Origin of the sequence: Glutamicibacter sp. PAEs-4 (assembly GCF_051161755.1) — a bacterium.
In the GTDB taxonomy this organism is placed as follows: Bacteria; Actinomycetota; Actinomycetes; order Actinomycetales; family Micrococcaceae; genus Glutamicibacter; species Glutamicibacter nicotianae.
This window is the reverse complement of the sequence record NZ_CP195017.1, coordinates 1734253-1753104: the sequence shown is the minus strand read 5'-3', so window position 1 is coordinate 1753104 and position 18852 is coordinate 1734253. Positions and strand designations below refer to the sequence as shown.

At 62.8% G+C, this 18852-nt stretch carries 16 protein-coding genes; 1 reads left to right on the top strand and 15 read right to left on the bottom strand.

The annotated features are described in order from the left end of the window. Positions 1–201: 201 nt before the first annotated feature. The 15 genes from ACR9WD_RS08260 to ACR9WD_RS08190 form a co-directional block, all read right to left on the bottom strand. Complete coding sequence (locus ACR9WD_RS08260; RefSeq protein WP_038991056.1) at positions 202–1806, bottom strand: amidohydrolase; 1605 nt, start codon at positions 1804–1806, stop codon at positions 202–204. A gap of 55 nt (positions 1807–1861) precedes the next feature. After that, complete coding sequence (locus ACR9WD_RS08255; protein ID WP_073706245.1) at positions 1862–4660, bottom strand: DEAD/DEAH box helicase; 2799 nt, start codon at positions 4658–4660, stop codon at positions 1862–1864. Positions 4661–4688: 28 nt separating this feature from the next. Further along, positions 4689–5555 (bottom strand): twin-arginine translocase subunit TatC, encoded by an 867-nt coding sequence (tatC, locus tag ACR9WD_RS08250; protein WP_038991052.1) that lies wholly within the window; start codon positions 5553–5555, stop codon positions 4689–4691. Between the two features lie 9 nt (positions 5556–5564). Next, positions 5565–5780: a Sec-independent protein translocase subunit TatA gene (tatA, locus tag ACR9WD_RS08245; protein ID WP_022875116.1), complete on the bottom strand. Its 216-nt coding sequence runs from the start codon at positions 5778–5780 to the stop codon at positions 5565–5567. A gap of 31 nt (positions 5781–5811) precedes the next feature. Then, positions 5812–6126, bottom strand: coding sequence for a hypothetical protein (locus ACR9WD_RS08240; RefSeq protein WP_143181014.1), 315 nt, complete (start codon positions 6124–6126; stop codon positions 5812–5814). Positions 6127–6171: 45 nt separating this feature from the next. After that, positions 6172–8178, bottom strand: coding sequence for a helix-turn-helix transcriptional regulator (locus ACR9WD_RS08235; RefSeq protein ID WP_434923183.1), 2007 nt, complete (start codon positions 8176–8178; stop codon positions 6172–6174). Between the two features lie 93 nt (positions 8179–8271). Further along, complete coding sequence (locus ACR9WD_RS08230) at positions 8272–8667, bottom strand: FKBP-type peptidyl-prolyl cis-trans isomerase (RefSeq protein ID WP_066138294.1); 396 nt, start codon at positions 8665–8667, stop codon at positions 8272–8274. A gap of 16 nt (positions 8668–8683) precedes the next feature. After that, positions 8684–9619, bottom strand: coding sequence for an FKBP-type peptidyl-prolyl cis-trans isomerase (locus tag ACR9WD_RS08225; protein WP_158024652.1), 936 nt, complete (start codon positions 9617–9619; stop codon positions 8684–8686). A gap of 121 nt (positions 9620–9740) precedes the next feature. Then, positions 9741–11114, bottom strand: coding sequence for a Pup--protein ligase (gene pafA, locus ACR9WD_RS08220; protein ID WP_073706248.1), 1374 nt, complete (start codon positions 11112–11114; stop codon positions 9741–9743). 78 nt (positions 11115–11192) lie between these two features. After that, a complete protein-coding gene (locus ACR9WD_RS08215) occupies positions 11193–11378 on the bottom strand; it encodes a ubiquitin-like protein Pup (protein WP_038991046.1) in 186 nt (61 codons plus the stop codon). A 67-nt stretch (positions 11379–11445) separates the two neighbouring features. Then, positions 11446–13062 (bottom strand): depupylase/deamidase Dop, encoded by a 1617-nt coding sequence (gene dop, locus ACR9WD_RS08210; protein WP_073706249.1) that lies wholly within the window; start codon positions 13060–13062, stop codon positions 11446–11448. Then, the gene (arc, locus tag ACR9WD_RS08205) at positions 13059–14768 is read right to left on the bottom strand and encodes a proteasome ATPase (protein ID WP_369826762.1); all 1710 of its coding nucleotides are present in this window, start codon (positions 14766–14768) and stop codon (positions 13059–13061) included. Before arc ends, dop begins: the two co-directional genes overlap by 4 nt. Before the next feature lie 148 nt (positions 14769–14916). Then, positions 14917–15975: a tRNA (adenine-N1)-methyltransferase gene (locus tag ACR9WD_RS08200; protein WP_038991044.1), complete on the bottom strand. Its 1059-nt coding sequence runs from the start codon at positions 15973–15975 to the stop codon at positions 14917–14919. Between the two features lie 42 nt (positions 15976–16017). Then, complete coding sequence (locus tag ACR9WD_RS08195) at positions 16018–17145, bottom strand: site-2 protease family protein (RefSeq protein WP_121866810.1); 1128 nt, start codon at positions 17143–17145, stop codon at positions 16018–16020. Then, positions 17142–17855 carry an HAD family hydrolase gene (locus tag ACR9WD_RS08190; protein WP_434923182.1) on the bottom strand — a complete coding sequence of 238 codons (714 nt, stop codon included), beginning with the start codon at positions 17853–17855 and terminating at the stop codon, positions 17142–17144. Before ACR9WD_RS08190 ends, ACR9WD_RS08195 begins: the two co-directional genes overlap by 4 nt. An 83-nt stretch (positions 17856–17938) precedes the next feature. On the opposite strand from ACR9WD_RS08190, the gene ACR9WD_RS08185 reads away from it, so the two are divergent. After that, entirely contained in the window at positions 17939–18847 is a 909-nt protein-coding gene (locus ACR9WD_RS08185) for a proteasome assembly chaperone family protein (protein WP_434923181.1), read from the top strand. Positions 18848–18852 lie beyond the last annotated feature (5 nt).

Here is an 18852-nt window from a genome sequence, read left to right as displayed (position 1 = left end):
TATCTAAGGTCACTGAGGATCGTTGTATAAATTGCGTCGTTTCCAACGCAATGAATGTGCATCTCGAAGAGGCGCTTAGTCCAGCCTAGTGCGTACCCCACCTAGCCTGTCAACCATCAAATGACTTCACTCTTTATCTAGACAGCACTAGTCAGAATAAAATTCGTGAAATTATTCCACTTATTGAGCAACTGTTTCGCTTTAGGCTAATTCCGCTGGTTCGAGCGCATTGAAAAGCGTGACTCCAGCGCGTACTGTACGCAGGCACTGTGGAATCTCCTCATCAACCACCGGGAGCATCGGAGTCCCAGCACGGGCGTCAGTGCTCCAAGAACTAATTCGGACATCCGGGGTTTGCACAGCAAGTTCAGAGGCAGTCCACACCGCAAAGGTCGCCGGTGCACCGATCACGAGCTGCCCGGCAAATGGGTTCATCTCGCCCATGGCTCGATAGGTGGATCGAGTCTGCGCCAGGAAGGCCGCACGTGCAGAGATTCGCGCGTCGGCATTCGCCATGTTCATGCCGGCGCGCACAACCTGCCAGCCGTCGACCTCGGTGACCGGGGCATCAGAACCAAGCACCAGTGGGACACCGGCGGAGAGCATGGCCGAGAGGTTGTTCATTGAGCTTGCGCGCTCCCCCAGGCGCTGCGCATACATGCCGTTCGAACCGCCCCACGCCTGGTCGAAGACCGGCTGCATGGAAACCATGATGGCGTACTTCAGCAAACGGGCCCGCGAAGCGTCATCAACCATCTCGACGTGTTCCAGACGGTGGCGGCACATCTGCAGCTTGGCTACGCCAATCTGCTCGGCGGCCAGATCGAAACCTGCCAAGACCTCGTCCAGGGCGCCATCGCCGATGACATGGAATGCTGCCTGGATTCCCCGGGAACTGCACGCAACCAGATGGGCCGCGATCTCCTCGCGCTTCAGGTACAGGCAGCCACGTTCACCTGCCAGATCGCTATACTCCTCACGCAGGTATGCCGTGTGGCTGCCCAGCGAACCATCCACGCGAAGGTCGCCTCCCAAGCCCAGCAGCTTGCCTTGCGGGAACGACGCGACTATTTCCTGGGCGATGTCCGGATCGCTGACCAGTTCACCCCAGTAGGCATGCACCTGCGGCAGCTCAGGGTTGTCGATGGACAGCAGCTGTTCCAGTGCCTCGCGGCCTTCGATATGCGGGGCCGCCATCTCCACAACGCTGGCGAATCCACGCGAGGCATAGTGCTCCAGTGCCAGGCGCTGGTATTCCTGTTCGGCTTTCTGCGCGCCGGCCAGTGCTTCACGCACCGCGTCGTGATCCGCACCGGCAACGATGCCGGAGACAAGGTGCCCCAGATCCAGCAAATCCAGCAGTTCCCGATTCACCAATGCGCTATGCACATCCCGGCGGGCCAGATAGTAGCCACGGCCTCCAGCGGCACTGGTCAGGTCGGTTTCCGCAGGCAGTTCCTGGTTGGCCCACGCGGAGTTGTCCCAGCCCTGGGCCAGTACCAGCTTGGTAGACTTCTGCGCCTGCTCGGCTACGAGGGACAGCAGCGACGAACCCGAGGTAGCTGCCCCCAGGTCGGCGCCCGACAGGGTCCGGCCCAGTGCGGCAAGGTGGGTATGGGATTCGACGAAGGCGGGGGTGACCAGGCCGCCCTTCAGGTCGATCACTTCGTCGACGGCCGCCGCGTGGCGTTCAGCCGCGTCCTCGCCGCCCAACCAAGAAATGGTGTCGCCGTCCACCACCATGGCGGTCGCGAATGGATCGGCCGCCGAATAGATGGACCCGTTTCGGTAGAGTGATTTTGCCATCAGCGTCTCCCTTTTCTCCTGCACTGGCTAATAAGTATTCGACTGGACGACCTGGCTAGTCCAGCACATTCGAGTAGGCCACGACGCCGCGCTTGATCTGGTCCACTGCCTTGTAGGCGTTGCGCACCAGCAAGGGCGGAAGGTCGGAATTCTTGGCGAACTGGTCCAGCGTATCGATGACCTGCTTGGCCCAGCGCACGAAGTCGCCCGGTGCCAGATCGGTACCGCGCAACGCGCTGTTCAGGCTCGAGCCCCGCGCCCACTTGTATATCGGCCAGATCAAGCCGGATTCCGGCGGAGCGGTCGGGTCGAGGTTCAACGCCTCTTCAGCATCCGAGAGTTCGCCCCAGATCTTGATGGTGGTGTTCCAGATGTCATCAATCTTGCCCGTGGGCATTTTCGGATCGGCACGATCCATGTCCCGGCGCGCCTGGTAGACCAGGCTGGCCACCACTGCGCAAAGTTCTTCGGACTTGAGCTGGGTCAATTTTCCGGTCTCCAGGATCTGGCTGGTGAGCAGGTCGCGGTCGCCATAAATCCGGCGCAACCGGCGGCCCGAGTCGGTCAGCACGAAATCTTCGCCGCCGTCGGATGGAACAAGGTATTCGAACTGCTCCAGCACCTTGCAGACCTTGTCGAACTGTGTGGCAATGGTATTGGTCCGTCCGCGGATGGCGCGACGGGCCTTGTCCGTATCCTTCTTCAGCTTCCAGTACCTGTCGGCCCAGCGCATGTGCTGGTCCTTCTCCGAGCAGGCGTGGCAAGGATGGTCCTTGAGCTCAAGGCGCAGCGCATTGATTTCACGTTCGAAAGAATCCGATCCTTCGAAATCGAAGCTCTGGGCATCCTGGCGCGGAGGACGCGACTCGTAGATCGCGTTGCGCAGGGACGAAGCGAGGTCCCGGCGCTCCTTCGGCGTACGCCCGCTGAAGCCCTTGGGAATCTTGATCCTCGAGATGATCTGGACTGGTCCGTTGAGGTCTTCTACCGAGAGCCGGCGAAGCTGCGCTTCTTCGGTCAGGACCGTATGGCGGGGGTTGTACATTGCCTTATCAAGCTCGACGACCACGGCACGGCCAAAGCGGCGTCCGCCGGGCAAGTCAACCACATCTCCGCGGATCACTGCCTGCAAGGACTGCTCTGCTGCCGAACGGCGCTGGTGGCGGCGGTCCTTGGCAGCATTCTTCTCTACTTGCGCCAGATTCCGCTGCAGTTTCAGGTACTCCGTGAAATCACCGAGATGGCATTCCATCGACTTCGCGTAGCCAGCCAGGGATTCCTCCTTGGAACGAACCTGGCGGGCCATCCCCACCACGGAACGGTCCGCCTGGTACTGGGCAAAGGACGACTCGAGAATCTGCCGGGTCTGCTCACGGCCAAACTGCGCCAGCAAATTGGTCGACATGTTGTAGGTCGGGCGGAACGAAGAATTCAGCGGATAGGTGCGCTTCGAAGCGAGGCCTGCCAAGGACTCCGGCTCCAGATCAGGGTTCCAGAGGACAATTGAATGGCCCTCAACGTCAATGCCACGTCGCCCCGCACGCCCGGTGAGCTGGGTGTACTCCCCCGAGGAGATCTGCACATGGGATTCGCCGTTGAATTTCACCAGCTTCTCCAGCACAACCGAACGAGCCGGCATGTTCACGCCCAGCGCGAGGGTTTCTGTCGCGAACACCACCTTGATCAGGTTCCGCGCAAAGAGGTCCTCGACGATTTCCTTGAAGATCGGCAGCAGGCCTGCGTGGTGCGAGGCAAATCCGCGAACCAGTCCATCGCGCCAAGACCAGAATTCGAGAACGTCCAGGTCTTCGCTGGGGATCCGGTAGGCAACTTCATCCAGAGCCTGGGCAATCTCGGCCGCTTCTTCATTGGTCGTCAGGCGCAGGTCCGCCATGGCGCACTGCTGGACCGCCATATCGCAGCCCTTGCGCGAAAAAATGAAGAAAATCGCTGGAAGCAAAGCGGCACGGTCGAGCTTGCCGATCACCGCAGGGCGGCTGATGCGATGCCCCATCCCGGATCCACGCTGGGGTCCGCGGCCGCCACGGCCTCGGCCGCCGTTTCCGCGGCCGCGCTGCACGCGTCCTCCAGGACTGTGCGAGCGGACGAGCTTGCGCAGTTCGGGGTTGACCGAGGCTTTTGATTCGTCTTCGGCGACCTTGTCGAAGGCCACATCCTCGGCAAACAAGTCCACCACATTGGGGCCGACCATGACATGCTGGAACAGCGGCACCGGACGATGCTCGGAAACGATGATGTCGGTCTGGCCACGGACGGTATCCAGCCAGCCGCCGAATTCTTCGGCGTTGGATACGGTAGCCGAGAGCGAAATGATCTGCACGTTGGACGGCAGATGGATGATGACTTCTTCCCAGACGGCGCCGCGGAATTTATCCGCAAGGTAGTGGACCTCGTCCATGATCACGTAACCCAAGCCGTCGAGGGTCTGGGAATCCGCATAGAGCATGTTGCGCAGCACTTCGGTAGTCATCACGACGATCTGCGCCTCGGAGTTGATCGACGTGTCGCCGGTCAGCAATCCGACCTTCTGGGCACCGTAGCGGTTGACCAGTTCCGAATACTTCTGGTTGCTCAACGCCTTGATCGGCGTGGTATAGAAAGCTTTGCGGTTCTCAGCCAGCGCCTGGTAGATGGCGTATTCGCCAACTACGGTCTTGCCGGCGCCGGTGGGTGCGGCGACCAGGACGCTGTGCCCTTCTGCGACCTTCTGGCAGGCTTCGGCCTGGAACGGATCCAGGTCGAAGGAGATGCTGGCTCGGAATTCCGGAAGTGCAGTGCCGTTTTCGACCTGCCGTGCCTTGGAAATCGCGTAGCGTTCCGCGGGTGAAGTCACTTGTGGTCGTTCACTTTCTCGCCCTGGATCAGAGCTGGGATTTCGGTTCGTCAATCGGGCTTGGGGTATCAATGCCAGAAGTTTCGCCACTGGCCAAGCGCTCATTCTCGGCTTCCTGCGCCGCCAGCTTCTTCGCGCGCTTCTTGTCATTGAAGTGGCAGATCAAGGTAGCCACCGCGAAGGTGATGAACAATGGCCCAGCCAACGCGAACATCGTGATCGCATCGCCACCCGGTGCAGCCATGGCGGCCACCAGCGCAATAAGGAAGACGGTGATGCGCCAGTGCTTCAAGATGAGCTTGGCTGGCAGGATGCCCACCATGTTCAGGCCGACCATCAGCACGGGCACCAGCATGGCAAGGCCGAATGCCAGCAGCAGGCGGAAGATGAAGGGCAGGTACTCTGAAATGTTCAGCAGGTTATCGGAGTTCTCCGGCGACAGGCTGATGAAGAATTCCAGTGCGAAAGGCAGAACGAAGTACGCCATCGCGACGCCGCCAAGGAACAGCGGCACCGCAGCGGCGACGAAACTGTAGCTCAACCGGCGCTCGTTCTTCTTCAGCCCCGGGACGATAAATGCCCACAACTGGTAGAGCCATACCGGGGAGGAAACGATGAGGCCAACGAAGAGCGCTACCTTGATCATGATGTCGAAGGGCGACATCACTGCGGTGAATACTACCGAGCCGCCTGCATCTTTCACAGGTGCAATCAGCAAGGCAAGCAGCCAGTCGTAAACGAAGAAGCCGGCAACCGTACCCAAGGTCAGCGCAATGAGCGACTTGAATAACCGGTTGCGCGCTTCAATCAGATGCTCTTTAAGAGCCATCCGACCTTCGTCGTTCTTGACCCGCTTCTTCTTGCCGCGCGGGTTCTTGTCTTTATTTGTTGCCACTGAAGAGGTCTACGAGTTGTTCTTTTCGTTGGGGTTCGGTTCATTGACGGTGCCATCAACGGTTTCCGATTTAGGATCGTCGTCCTTCATCTGGCGAACCTCGGACTTGAAAATGCGCAACGACTGACCCATCGAGCGAGCCAAGCCTGGAAGCTTTGGAGCGCCGAACAGCAGAAGCGCCAGCACGATAATGATGACCAGATGCCATCCCTGTAAGCCACCCATGTGGATTCCCTTCTCTTTCTTTAAGTCTACGTCAGAACAGGCGCAGATCACGCATGTTCTGAGCTTGGCCGCGCTGTGCGCGACGTGCGACACGTCGTACTCGACGCGCCTCGATTCTTTCGGCTCTCCCCTGATCGCGAAGCGCTTTGATCATCTCCGGATCCCCATGCGTCGCATCGGTTCCGTGCGGGTAGCGACGCGGGTTCGCAGCGTATTCGACGACGCTGCCTTCTTGGCTTAAACCGGCACTGATGTGATCAGCCGCGTCGCCAAGGCCCTCAACGACCGCCATGCCTCGTTTGAATAAACGGAAGCCGGCAATCACTGCTGCAAGTACTGTTGCCAAAACGAGTACAGTCCACAAAAGGACCCAGAACCACCAAGGAAGCATCTACTTATCCTCATACATTGCGATAGCCTCGTCCAACCAACCCACTACATGTTCGCGCGTAGCGTCAGGAGAGACCACAGTCAGTTTACCGCTATGGCGAGCCACCAGCGGCGCAGCTACTTGGTGATCCGAGAACTGGACCTTGGCCAAATATCCCGCACCGATCCTTCCCGTAGACCAGGATGACGGATGGAATGCTTCGATAACCGGCAAGATTTCCGCGTCAACATGGACAATGACCTGTAGATCCTCGTCGCTGGACTCGTAGCGGATCTGGACATCCTGCTGGTCTTCATGCCGGGATTCCAGCTCGAAGTGTTCACCGATAGTTTCCACGCTTAACATCCGGTCCACCCTGAAAGTTAATACGCTGTGTCGTTTTCGGCACCATGCGCGCAGATACTGCACTGCGCCATCTTCAATGAGCCGGATCGGTTCCACATCGCGAAGCTGGTGCGTGCGCGAACTGGCCGAGTAGTAGTCGATGCGCACGACGTCCTGGGACCGTATTGCCTGGACCAGCTGCTGCGGAATGTCGTTCTCCCGCGCCTTGGAGAGCGCGAAGCCCAGCGCCCCGCTCCAGCCGTCAAAGCGGGCCACGGCGGAGTTGACCTTGGCCAGCGCGGCATCGAGCACCTGCTGGTGCTCGAACTCGGGAATGCTCGCCAGGGCATTGAGCCCGCCGAGCACGGCCACTGCCTCCAGCGGTGCCAGCTTCTGCGGCTCGGCGAGCAGTGCCGCATTGGAGATCGTCACGGTATCGGACTCGACGTCTCCGTCGTTGACGTTGATCAGCTCATCGTGCTGGCCGTTTGGCACGCCGCACATCATGATCATGGCCAATTCTTCGCGCACCTTGGCAACGCTCATGGCGTAGCGTTCGGCCAGCTCCCCGATTTCCACTACACCGTGGGCGTGCACATATTGGATCATGTCGATATTCCGCATGACCTGGGTCGTGGTGGTGCCACGGCCGGTGGCGCGATGCGGACGGAATTTCACGTCTGCAAAGTCGCCCTCGGTGCCCTGGCTGCTCTGGGCGGTGCGTGCGTCGCGCAGAATCTGCTGCACCTGCGTTACGAGTTCGGCCGGCGCCAGGACTTTGGCTGCCGGACCGTAGGCGGCCAGCTGCCGGGCAAATGAATGCGGATCCGCATAGCCGATCTGCAGCTCATCCTGGTCGCTGCGTCCATTCACTGCTTGGGCACGCAGCGGAATGGCGTCATCGCCCAGGAGCAGCACCGTTGCCATCAGCCCCGGATGCTGCAGGTCGAAGTCCTGCAGCACCCGGGTCATGTCGAAATCTGCCGGGCGGGCACGATACTGCCCGTTGGACCCAGCACCGCCATGCCGGAAGTTGGCGAACTTGCCCTGCACCCGCGAAAGGCGGAAGACGCGGGTGTCGTCCCGCGTATGGTCGTAGCCGGTGAAGTACCAGTTACCGTAGCGCTGGCCGATCCCCCACACATCGACGATGCGGTCGCTGCGCGTTCCGTTGGAGGACGTGTAAGCGAACTTCAACGTGTTGCGGTTGAAGACGGCCAGGGCGCATTCCCGGAAGTTCGGTTCATCCATGGACAGGCGCAGAACCAGTGAGCCGGCCAACGGGGCGACCGGAGCGGCATCGCCTTCAAGCCCGGTGACCCGGGCGGCTGCGTTGAGCCCGAGCGTCTGCAGCTTGGTGTCTTTCCAGAGGCTCGCGGCCAAGGCGACGAGGCCGGCTTCCGCGGGGCTGAATTCCACCGGCGGCAAGAACCAATCGGTCGTATCGATGCTGTAGTACGTGACATCGTCGATCACTTCCTTGTCCAGCTGCAGCCCGAAGTCATTTCGGATGTCATCCTTGAGGCGATCCAGTGCCTTCTCGCGGGTTTCCTTGCTGCCTTCCGGCACCAGGTATGATCCAATGCGCTCGGCGTTGAACTTCCGTGATTTGGTAGCCAGCGCATAGATGAGGCTGGTCAGGCGTTCTGCCTTGCTGGGTCCAGGAGTTTGCTTTGTGCTCACGTGCCTACAGTAACCAATTTTCACTTGCAAAGATGACTTTTAAGACAGCAACGGCCCCGATTCGTGAATCGGGGCCGTTGCCAGCACATGGAATTACTTCGTGCCCATCAAATCGACAACGAAGATCAGCGCTTCATTAGGACCGATGGCACCCGGGGCGCCACGCTCGCCGTAGGCCAGGTGCGATGGGATGTCCAGGCGGCGGCGGCCTCCGACCTTCATGCCCAGCAGGCCCTGGTCCCAGCCCTGGATGACCATTCCGACGCCCACTGGGAAGTCGAGGGTCTGCCCGCGGCCCCAGGAGGAGTCGAATTCCTCGCCGGTTGACCAGGCGACGCCTACGTAGTGCGCCTGGACGGTGGTGCCTGGGGTGACCTCAGCGCCGGTTCCCTCGATCAGGTCGGTGATGACCAGTTCTTCAGGAGCGTCGGTGCCCGGGAAATCGATCTCCGGCTTGGTGCGGTCGTAGTTGCGTTCTCCGAACGACATGCTCACGGCCTTTCTGTTACTTGCTTTCGCTTACCTTGTCTAATTCTACGTAGAAGACCAGTGGGCCTGCAGGCCGGCCCTGGGCTTCAGCGTTTTCGCCGTAGGCCAAGTCGGTCGGGATGGTCAGCAAGACCTTGCTGCCTTCCTTCAGGCCCTGGAAGCCCTGCAGCCAGCCCTCGATCACGCCTCCGGCCATATCGGCCTCGAAGCCTTCTTCGCTGTCGAAGTTGCCGTCGAACTTCTTGCCGTCTTCCCAGCGCACGCCGTGGTAGTGGGCGGTGACCTTCGAGGTTTCGCCAACGGCTGGCCCGTCTCCTTCTTCAAGGACGTCCACGGCCAGCCCTTCAGGAGCCTCGGTGTCCTTCGGGATGGTGATCTGCGGATCGCCCTTGCCGGTCTTCACGGTGGGGAGCTTGCCCTCGTCCTTGAGCTTCTTGACCTCGTCCTGGCCCAGGGTCTGGCTAGGGCTCTTGGAATCGGCGATCTTGATCACGATCAGCCGTTCGGCACGCGAGCCCTCGGCCGGTTCGGCCACGGAACCATCTGCCTGCTGCACGCCTTCAATCGCCGCATAGGCGATCCAGTCGCCAATCTGGGACTTCAACAGGGTGTCGTACAGCTCGGGCATCTGCTCCTTGAGCGTCTCGTCAACCTTCATCGGCGACGGATCGGCGGTGAAGTTCTCATTGGTCAGCAGGCCGTCAATGGTCTTGTAGAGGCCCGACTGGATCTGGATGGTGTCGCCTTCCTTGACGTCCGCTCCCTCGCCCTCCACCACGGTGACAGCTTCTGCCTTCTCGGTCAGCAACGGGGCATCGAACTTGACCTCCGGTGCGGTCTTGTCATCTGCTGCTGGCTTGACGTCGATGTCGCTCAGGGCTGACGAACCCGAACCGCAGGACGCCAGGGCAAGGATGGACGCGGTGGCGCATACTGCCAAAACTTTTCGCACGAATCTTCTTTCCGGTTGGATTAGCTGGTCTTGCATTGCGGGCTTGCCTGAAGGGCATGGCTCGAAATGGCCTGCGTCCAGCATAGATGTTTTTGCTGTGTAAATACTTGTTTCCAGCTTGCTATTGCTGCTGGCCCATCAGCTCGATGAGCTCGTCGATCTGCGGATTGCTGGCAGCGAACGGGTCCTTGCACAGCACGATGCCGCCCGGACCGTCCTCGTACTTCATGTGCACCCAGTCCGCGCTGTAGCGCCGTCCGTTGGCCCGTGCGGCACGAATGAATTTGCTGCGCAGCGCCGCGCGTGTCGTGGCCGGCGGGTTGTTCACCGCCTGCAGGATTTCGGCATCGGAGACCACCGAGCTGGCCAGGCCGCGGCGCTTGAGCAGGTGGAACAGCCCGCGCTGCGGATCGATGTCGTGATAGGTCAGGTTCAGCTGCGCGAGCCGTGGCGCCGAGAGCTTCAGCGAGTTCTTCTGCGCATAACCCATCAGCAGCTTGTGCTTGATGGCCCAGTCGATGTCCTTGTCGATCAGCGAGAAGTCCTGGCTCTCTACGGCGTTCAGGGTGCGTTCCCATAATTCCAGGACGGTGTCGACCTGGTCGTGGTGCGCGCCGTGGCGGGCGATGAATTCCTTGACCGATTCGAAGAGGATCCATTGGATCTGCAGTGCGGTGGGCTCGTCGCCTCCCATCAGCCGCACCACGGTCTGGCCGGTGAAGTCATGGGAGATCTGGCGGATCGAGCGGATCGGGTTTTCCAGCCGCAAATCGTGGTAGATCTCCCCCGATTCGATCAGCCGCAGCACCAGGTCGGTGGCGCCGATCTTGAGCAGCTGGGTGGTTTCGCTCATTGTCGAATCGCCCACGATGACATGCAGCCGGCGGTGGTACTCGGCATCCGCATGCGGCTCGTCGCGGGTGTTGATGATCGGCCTCGAGCGCGTCGTGGCCGAGGAGACCCCTTCCCACATGTGGTCGGCGCGCTGGGAGAAGACGTACTTGGTTTCCCCCTCATCGGTGATCAGATGCCCTGCACCGCACAAGAGTTGGCGGGTGACGAGGAAGGGGATGAGCATGTCGGCCAGGCGCTTGAACTCGATCTTGCGCGGGATGAGGTAATTCTCGTGGCACCCGTAGGAGTTGCCGGCGGAGTCCACATTGTTCTTGAACATGTAGATCCGGCCTTCGTGGCCTTCTTCGGCCAGCTGGTCTTCGGCCTGGTCGACGAGGTCGAGCATGAAGACTTCGCCTGCGCGGTCATGGGCGATCAACTGCTTGAGCTGGTCGCATTCGGCGGTGGCGTACTCGGGGTGCGAGCCGACATCCAGGTAGAGGCGCGAGCCGTTCTCCAGGAAGACATTCGAGCTGCGCCCCCAGCTGACCACCGGCTTGAACAGGTGCCGTGCGGCATCTTCCGGGGTGAGCCGCCGCCCATCGGACGGGACATAATTCAGTCCGAACTCAGTTTCCAGACCAAAAATTCTGCGATCCACGCGAAGCTACTTCCCCTCAACTGCGGTTCTGCGCCGGGTGGCAGAACACGACGTCCAAAGCCGAAAGCCCGCGGGGGCTTACTGGCCGCCCTTTTGCACGAATCCGCGCACGAACTCCTCGGCGTTGGATTCAAGCACCGAGTCGATCTCGTCCAGCAGGTCGTCCACGCCGGCGGACTGGCCGGTGGTGTTCACCTGGACCTGCTCGGCTTCGGCCTGCTGGTCATGGGTGTTGCGGCGGGACGAGAAGCTTTCCTGTGTCATCGTTTTCTCCTGACATAGTCGCGAATCCCGGAATTACGCACCGGGACTCATACCTATTCTGCGCCGATTAGCGGCGCCGCGCCAATTCGTCGATAAATTCCGCAATCTCCAACTCGGCCTCGAACAGCTCGCCCACCTGCGCCCGGGTTCCGGCCAGCGGCTCGGGCATGTGGAAACGGCTGATCTTGCGCGCCCCGGGCACGGCGAAGGACAGCGCATCCCAGTTCGCCGCGACCACATACGGCGCATAGCGCTGCAGGGTCATGCCACGCAGGTAGGCGCGGGTATTCTCGGGCGGCGCGCTGACCGCCTGGTTGATCTCCTGCTGGCTGAACAGCGTCTGGATGGCTCCGCGTTCGGCCAGCCGGTAGTACAGCCCCTTGTTTGTGCGCAGATCCGCCCATTGCAGATCTAGCATCGCCACGCGCGGATCCGACAGCTCCACTCCGTGGCGCTGGGCAAACCCGTTGACCAGCTGGTATTTGGCGATCCAGTCGATCTGATCGGCAGCGTCCATCGGGTCGCGCTCGAGCAGATCCAGCATCTGCGCCCAACGGGTGAGGATCTCGGTGGTATCCGGATCCGCAATCCCCCGTGCCGCGCAGTAGCTTAACGCCGCGTGCAGGTAATGGCGCTGGATCTCGATGGCGGTCAGCTGCACCCCGCCGCGCAATCCCACCTTGGCCTTCAGCGTCGGATCGTGGCTGATCTGCTGCAAGGCCAGGACCGGCTCGGCCAGTTCCAGCTGCGGGGCCATGCCCGCTTCGATCAGCGAGAGCACCAGGTTGGTGGTGCCCACGCGCAGCAGGGTGGAGATCTGTCCGAGGTTCGCATCCCCGATGATCACGTGCAGCCGCCGGTACTTGTCCCAGTTCGCGTGCGGTTCATCGCGGGTGTTGATGATCGGGCGGTTGATCGTGGTTTCCAGCCCCACTTCGGCTTCGAAGAAGTCGGCGCGCTGGGAGATCTGGAAGGCGGCCCGTTCGTTGAGCATGCCCTGGCCTACCCGCCCGGCACCGCAGAAGATCTGGCGGCTGGCGAAGAACGGGGTGAGCCCGCTGGCAATGGCGGAGAACTCGATGCCGCGCGGCATCAGGTAGTTCTCATGAGAACCGTAGGAGACCGACTTGTTGTCGGTGTTGTTCTTGTAGAGCAGCAGTTCCCCGCTGCCCAGGCGCGCGGCGGCCTGGGCGGCGCGGCGCATCACCTCATCGCCGGCCTGATCCCAGAGCACCGCGTCGCGCGGCGTCATCGTTTCCGGGCTGGAGTATTCCGGGTGGGCGTGGTCCACGTACAGGCGTGCGCCGTTGCCCAGCACCATATTCATCACTACATCTGTGGAGTCCTTCTCCTGGTAGAGCGTGGATCCCACATGCGCGTCATTGCCATCGAGCGCAATGGACTCGGCGGTCCAGATGCCCTCGTCCTCCAGCCCCGGTTCCACGTCGGTCAGCTGGCTCGGGTGCGCCTGCGCGCGGTCCATGGCGAAGCCGCGCGCATCCTGCAGCGGGGATTCGTCGGAATAGTCCCAGCGCGCGGCCTTGGCCGCCGAGTCCTGCTCGGCCACCAGTTGCGCGTAGGCGTCGACGATCTGCGCCGAGAGCACCGTCGCGTTGGCCTTGGGCATGTTCGGGCGGATGATCCCGTATTCGGTTTCCAGGCCGACCAGCCGACGGGCGCTCATTTGCCGGCCTGCTGGTTGACCAGGGAACGGATGTTGCTGATCCGCTCGCCCTTGCGCCCGGAAATCCGCGCCCAGTCATCGGGGTTGGTGGTGTTGGGCATGTCTTCGTGCTCGGCGAATTCCTCGCGGACCGCGCGCAGCAGGTACTCGGTTTTCAGGCCGCGTTCGTTGTCCGTGATCAGCGCCTTGATGGCGTGCTTCTTGGCGCGGTCCACGATGTTGTGGATGACCGCGCCGGAGGCGAAGTCCTTGAAATACAGCACCTCGGTATCGCCGGTGACATAGGTGACTTCGAGGAATTCGTTGATCCGTTCGGTGGAGTACATGGCCTTCACCGCCTCGCGGATCATCCGGGCGATGGTGGCGGAGGCATCGCCGGCATCGGCCGCGAGCTCATCGGCGTGCAGCGGCAGCTGCGTGGTCAGGTACTTGCTGAAGATTTCCGCGGCGCCCTCGGCGTCGGGACGGCGGATCTTGATCTTGACATCCAGGCGTCCGGGCCGCAGGATCGCCGGGTCGATCATGTCCTCGCGGTTCGAGGCACCGATGACGATCACGTTGTCCAGCCGCTCCACGCCATCGATTTCGGCCAGCAGCTGCGGCACGATGGTGGTTTCGACATCCGAGGAGACGCCGGTGCCGCGGGTGCGGAACAGCGCTTCCATCTCGTCGAAGAACACCACGACCGGATCGCCGTGCAGCGCCTTTTCGCGGGCGCGGGCGAAGATCAGCCGGATGTGGCGTTCGGTTTCGCCCACGTACTTGTCCAGCAGCTCCGGGCCCTTGATGTTCAGGAAATAGCTGCGGTTGCTGGTGCCTTCCTTGCGCTCGGCGACCCGCTGGGCCAGCGAGTGGGCCACGGCCTTGGCGATCAGCGTCTTGCCGCAGCCCGGAGGGCCGTAGAGCAGGATCCCCTTGGGCGCGCTCAGCCCGTGCTCGCGGTACAGTTCCGGATGGGTGAAGGGCAGTTCCACCGAATCCTTGATGGCTTCGATCTGCGAGTTCAGCCCGCCGATATCTGAGTAGGCGATGTCCGGCACTTCTTCGAGCACCAGGGATTGCATGTCGGTGAGCTGGACGCGGGAGACCGCCATGCCCGAGCGGGAATCAATGGACAGCTGGTCGCCGACGCGCAGGTGCATCTCGCGCAGCGGTCCGGCCAGCTCGATCACGCGCTGGTCATCGGCCCGGGCCATGACCACTGCGTGGTGGTTTTCCAGCAGTTCCTTGACCGTGACCAGTTCCCCGGTTTCCTCGAAGCCCAGGGCGGCAACGATCACCAGTGCTTCGTTGAGCAGCACCTGCTGGCCGATGACCAGCTTCTCGAAGTCCAGCAGCGGGCTGACCGCCACGCGCATCTTGCGCCCGGAGTAGATCACGTCGGCCGCCTGCGCGCCGGTGGATTCGATGCCCAGGCCCGGTTCGGGATGCTTGCGCGGGTGCTTGGCCACGATGGTGCCGTGGCTGAAGGGGGTGTCGCCGTCTTTTTCCAGCGCGGCCTTCAGGTTGATGATCTGCTCGCGCGTGGTTTCCAGCAGGGCGACCAGCCGCTTGTTGTTCCCGCTGATTCCTGCCAGCTGCTTGTCGAGGTTGCGGTTCTTGTCGCGCAGCACGTTGACCTGGCGTTCGGTCATCTGCAGCCGCTCGGCCAATTGTTCTGCTTCGCGATTATCGTTCACGTTCCAACCTCCAACATCCAACGCCATCCGGGCCCGTTCTGGGAGCCTGATGAAGTTTTTCCAGTGCATGGCGCACCGGCTTGCTTCCATCCTAGGAACTGAAGGCCCCGAGTGCAGAACACCCGGGGCCTGAATCCGCATAATGAGACGTTGTGTCTCAGTATGCGGATGCTGCTCAGGCGCCGCCGGCGCCTTCGGCGTTTTCCTCAGCTGCGCGCACGCGCACCGACTGGTTGGCGTCGCGCGCGGCACGGCGCAGCTTCTTGTCCGACAGGCCGCGCTCGCCCAGGGCTTCTGCCGTCCATTCGTCCTCAGCGTGATCGCGGGTCCAGGCGCTGAGGTCCTCGTCCGAGTAGGAGTGCTCCTTGATCCGCTTGGCCTTCGGGATGCCGTCAGCCGAGTCGGCCAGCCGGCGGCAGGTGATCAGGAAGGCGGTATGCGCGACCATGCGGTGGTCCGGGCGCACCGCGAGGCCGTCGACGTGCCAGCCGCGGACCAGGGTTTCGAAGCATTCGGGCTCGGTGAACTGGCCGGAGGCGCGAATCGCCTCGACCACCCGGGACATCTGGGTCACTGAGGAGACGTAGTTGGTCCACACCCCGCCCGGCGCTAGCACGGTGGCTACCGCGTCAAGGCATTCCCAGGGGCTGAGCATGTCCAGCACCACGCGGTCGATGCTGCCTGGCTCTTCGAGCTCCACAACCTTGTCCTGGAAGTCGCCGATGGAGATCTGCCAGGACGGGTGGTCTCCGCCGAAGACGGTAGAGACGTTGCCGCGGGCGATGTCGGCGAATTCCTCGCGGCGCTCGAAGGAGTGCAGGAAGCCCTCGTCGCCCACCGCGCGCAGCAGCGAGATGGACAGCGCGCCGGAGCCGACGCCTGCCTCGACCACGCGGGCACCGGGGAAGATGTCGCCGAACTGCACGATCTGCGCCGCGTCCTTCGGGTAGACCACGGTAGCTCCGCGCGGCATGGAGAGCACGAAGTCCTTGGCCAGCGGGCGCAGGGCCTGGTAGCGGAAGCCGTCGGCATTCTCGATGACCGAGCCCTCGGGCAACCCGATGATGTCCTCGTGCGGCAGCACGCCCTTGTGCGTGTGGAATTCGCCACCGCGCTGCAGGGTGATGGTGTTGATCCGGCGCTTCTCGTCGGTCAGCTGCACGCGGTCCCCGACCCGGAAGGGGCCGCGGCGGGCTGCCGCTCCGTGGGGGGCCTGGCTGATGGCTTCGCTCACTGATGTGATCCTTTTCTTGGTGCTTTCAGTCTGTCTAGAAGTCTACTTGCGGCGTCCGGTGACGGCGTTGACGATCTGCCGCTGGTGCAGCAGGCCCACCACGTTTCCGGTGGAGCTGATCACCGCGTATTCGGCGCTCTCCACGCTGGCCAGGTAGTCGATCAGCGCGCGCCCGTCCGAATCCTCGGCGACGATCGCGCCTTGGCCCAGGGCGCGGGAGACCGCCAGCGCCGGAACCTGCGCCGCCTGGCTTCGATCCACCCGGGACAGTGCCTGCGCGTCGATGACCCCGACGGGCATCCCCTTCGGGTCGACCAGGATGATCTCTCCCCCGCGTGCCGCCTGGCGCGCCAGCACGTCGGCAACGCTGGCGTGCGAGACCATGGCCGAGGCCGGGCGCATCAGGTCGGTGGCGATTACCGTGGGCAGGTTCAGCATCATCTTGGAGTGCGCGATCAGCTGCGTGGTGGCCTGCCACATGAACATCGCCACCATGATGCCGACCACCACGGTGATGATCTGCGGCTGCTCGCCGCGAATGAGTGGATAGATGACGAAGTAGCCGATGAGGCCCACGGCGATCGCCCGGCCCACCCAGGACGAGGCGATGGTGCCCTTGAACTGGGACCCGGTGGCCTTCCAGACGATGGACTCGACCAGCCGCCCGCCATCGAGCGGAAGCCCGGGCAGGGCGTTGAACGCGCCGAGCAGCAGGTTGGCATAGACGAAGAAGTCAAGCAGCAGGTTCGGGTACACGCCCAGGGTGGCGTTTTGGATCACCAGCCAGCCCAATCCGGCCAGCACGAAGTTGGACAGCGGCCCGGAAAGCGCCACCCAGAGCGACGCGCCGGGCTTGGCCTTGAAGGAGCCGAACTGGGTGTGCCCGCCCATCAGGGTCAGCACAATGTGCGCATCGGGCCATTTGAAGGCGCGCGCGGTCATCGCGTGGGCCACCTCGTGGACCAGCACCGCCACGGCGATGGCCACGGCGCAGGCCAGGCCCATCAGGTAGGCGCTCAGCGGCGGGATAATGCCGCCGCGCGCCAGCTGGATGCCCACGCTGAAGGTGATCACCGCGGTGATGATGAACCACGAGCTGGAGAGGTAGACCGGGACGCCGCCGATGCGGCCCAGCTTGATTCCGGGGGACTTTTCCTGGGTATCGCTCACGCGCTGACCTGCACCAGCCAGCGGGACATTGCGGCCACATCCACTAAGGCCAGGGAGTCGATCCGGCGCCACTTGCCCTCGCCGGGGTCGGTGGCGTTGGGAACCAGCACCGCATGCAGCCCGGCCGCGGACGCCGAGGCGATGCCCGGCACCGAATCCTCGAAGCCGATGCACTGGGAGGCGGACAGCTGCTGGCCGGTGGCTTCGCCCAGCAGCCGCAGTCCGCGCAGGTAGGGCTCGGGGTGCGGCTTGCCCTGGGCCACCTCTTCGCCGGTCACGCTGGCCTGGAAGGTGCCTTCGGGGATGGCGAGCATCAGCTCGTCGACGATGCTGCGCTCGGACATGGTCACCAAGGCCTGCGGGATCCCTGCCTGCTTGCAGGCGGCCAGCAGCTCGCGCGCTCCAGGGCGCCAGGGGATTTCGCGGCGGATGCCGGCAACCACCCGGGCCGAGAGCCAGTCGATGATCTCGCGGATTTCCAGCTGCACCCCGGCCAGCTGCAGGGCGCGGGCGCCATCGGGCAACGCGTTGCCGACCAGGGCCAGGCCCTGCTCATGGCTCCAGGTTCCGCCATGGGAGACCACCAGCTCGGCTTCGGCAGCCAGCCAATAGGGCTCGGTGTCGATCAGCGTGCCGTCCATATCCCACAACACGGCTTGCGGGGTTGCGGGCTTGGTTCCGGCGGCAAAGTCAAAACTGGTGCTTGGCATGAGTCCATTCTAGATGGAAGAGTGGGGCTAAGCCGCCTCGGCGAGCCACGCCGGGTACATCGAGTGCTGCCAAGGAGTCGTCAATGAACGAGGAATACCACGCCCCGACGCTGGACAGCTATATCGCCAAGACCCAGCATGAGATTCGCCCCACCATTGTCCTGGCCGCCTTCGAGGGGTGGAACGACGCCGGCTCGGCGGCGACGGATGCCGTCCGCCTGCTGCTCGAATCCCACGAGTACGAGCATCTGGCCACGGTGGGCGAGGACGACTTCTACGACTACCAGTTCACCAGGCCCAAGACCCGGCGCACCGAGAGTGGACGCGTGGTGGAATGGCCGCGCACCGAGCTGTTCAAGATCGCGCTGCCGCAGGCGGCCGCCGACCTGCTGGTGGTCCTCGGGGTCGAGCCGACGTTCAAGTGGCAGGCGTTCTGCTCCCGGATCATCAAGGTGGCGCAGGAGCACAATGCCCATGCGGTGCTGAGCGTGGGCGCGTTGCTGGCCGACGTGCCGCATACCCGCCCGGTGCCGACCTCGCTGGCCAGCGACGATGCGCGCTTGCAGGAGCATCTGAAGATCAGCGCCTCCAGCTATGAGGGGCCCACCGGAATCCCCTCGGTGCTCGGTGTGGAGTTCGAACGCTACGGAGTCCCGAGCCTCTCGCTCTGGGCGCAGCTTTCCCACTATGTCGCCCAGTCCCCCAGCCCGCGGGTCCAGCTGGCCATCATCGAGCTGCTGGAGGAGATCCTCCCGGTCTCCGTGCGCGACCAGAAGCTGCGCGAGGATGCGCTGGCCTGGAAGCATGGGGTGGACGAGCTGGCCGCGGCGGATCCGGATGTCGCCAAGTATGTCGAGCAGCTGGAGCAGGCCACCGACACCAGCGAACTGCCCGAGGCCAGCGGCGAATCCATTGCCCGGGAGTTCGAGCGCTACCTGCGCCGCCGCGGAAAGTACCGCACGGACGGCCCGGGGTCCGACTACGATATCTGAGGCGG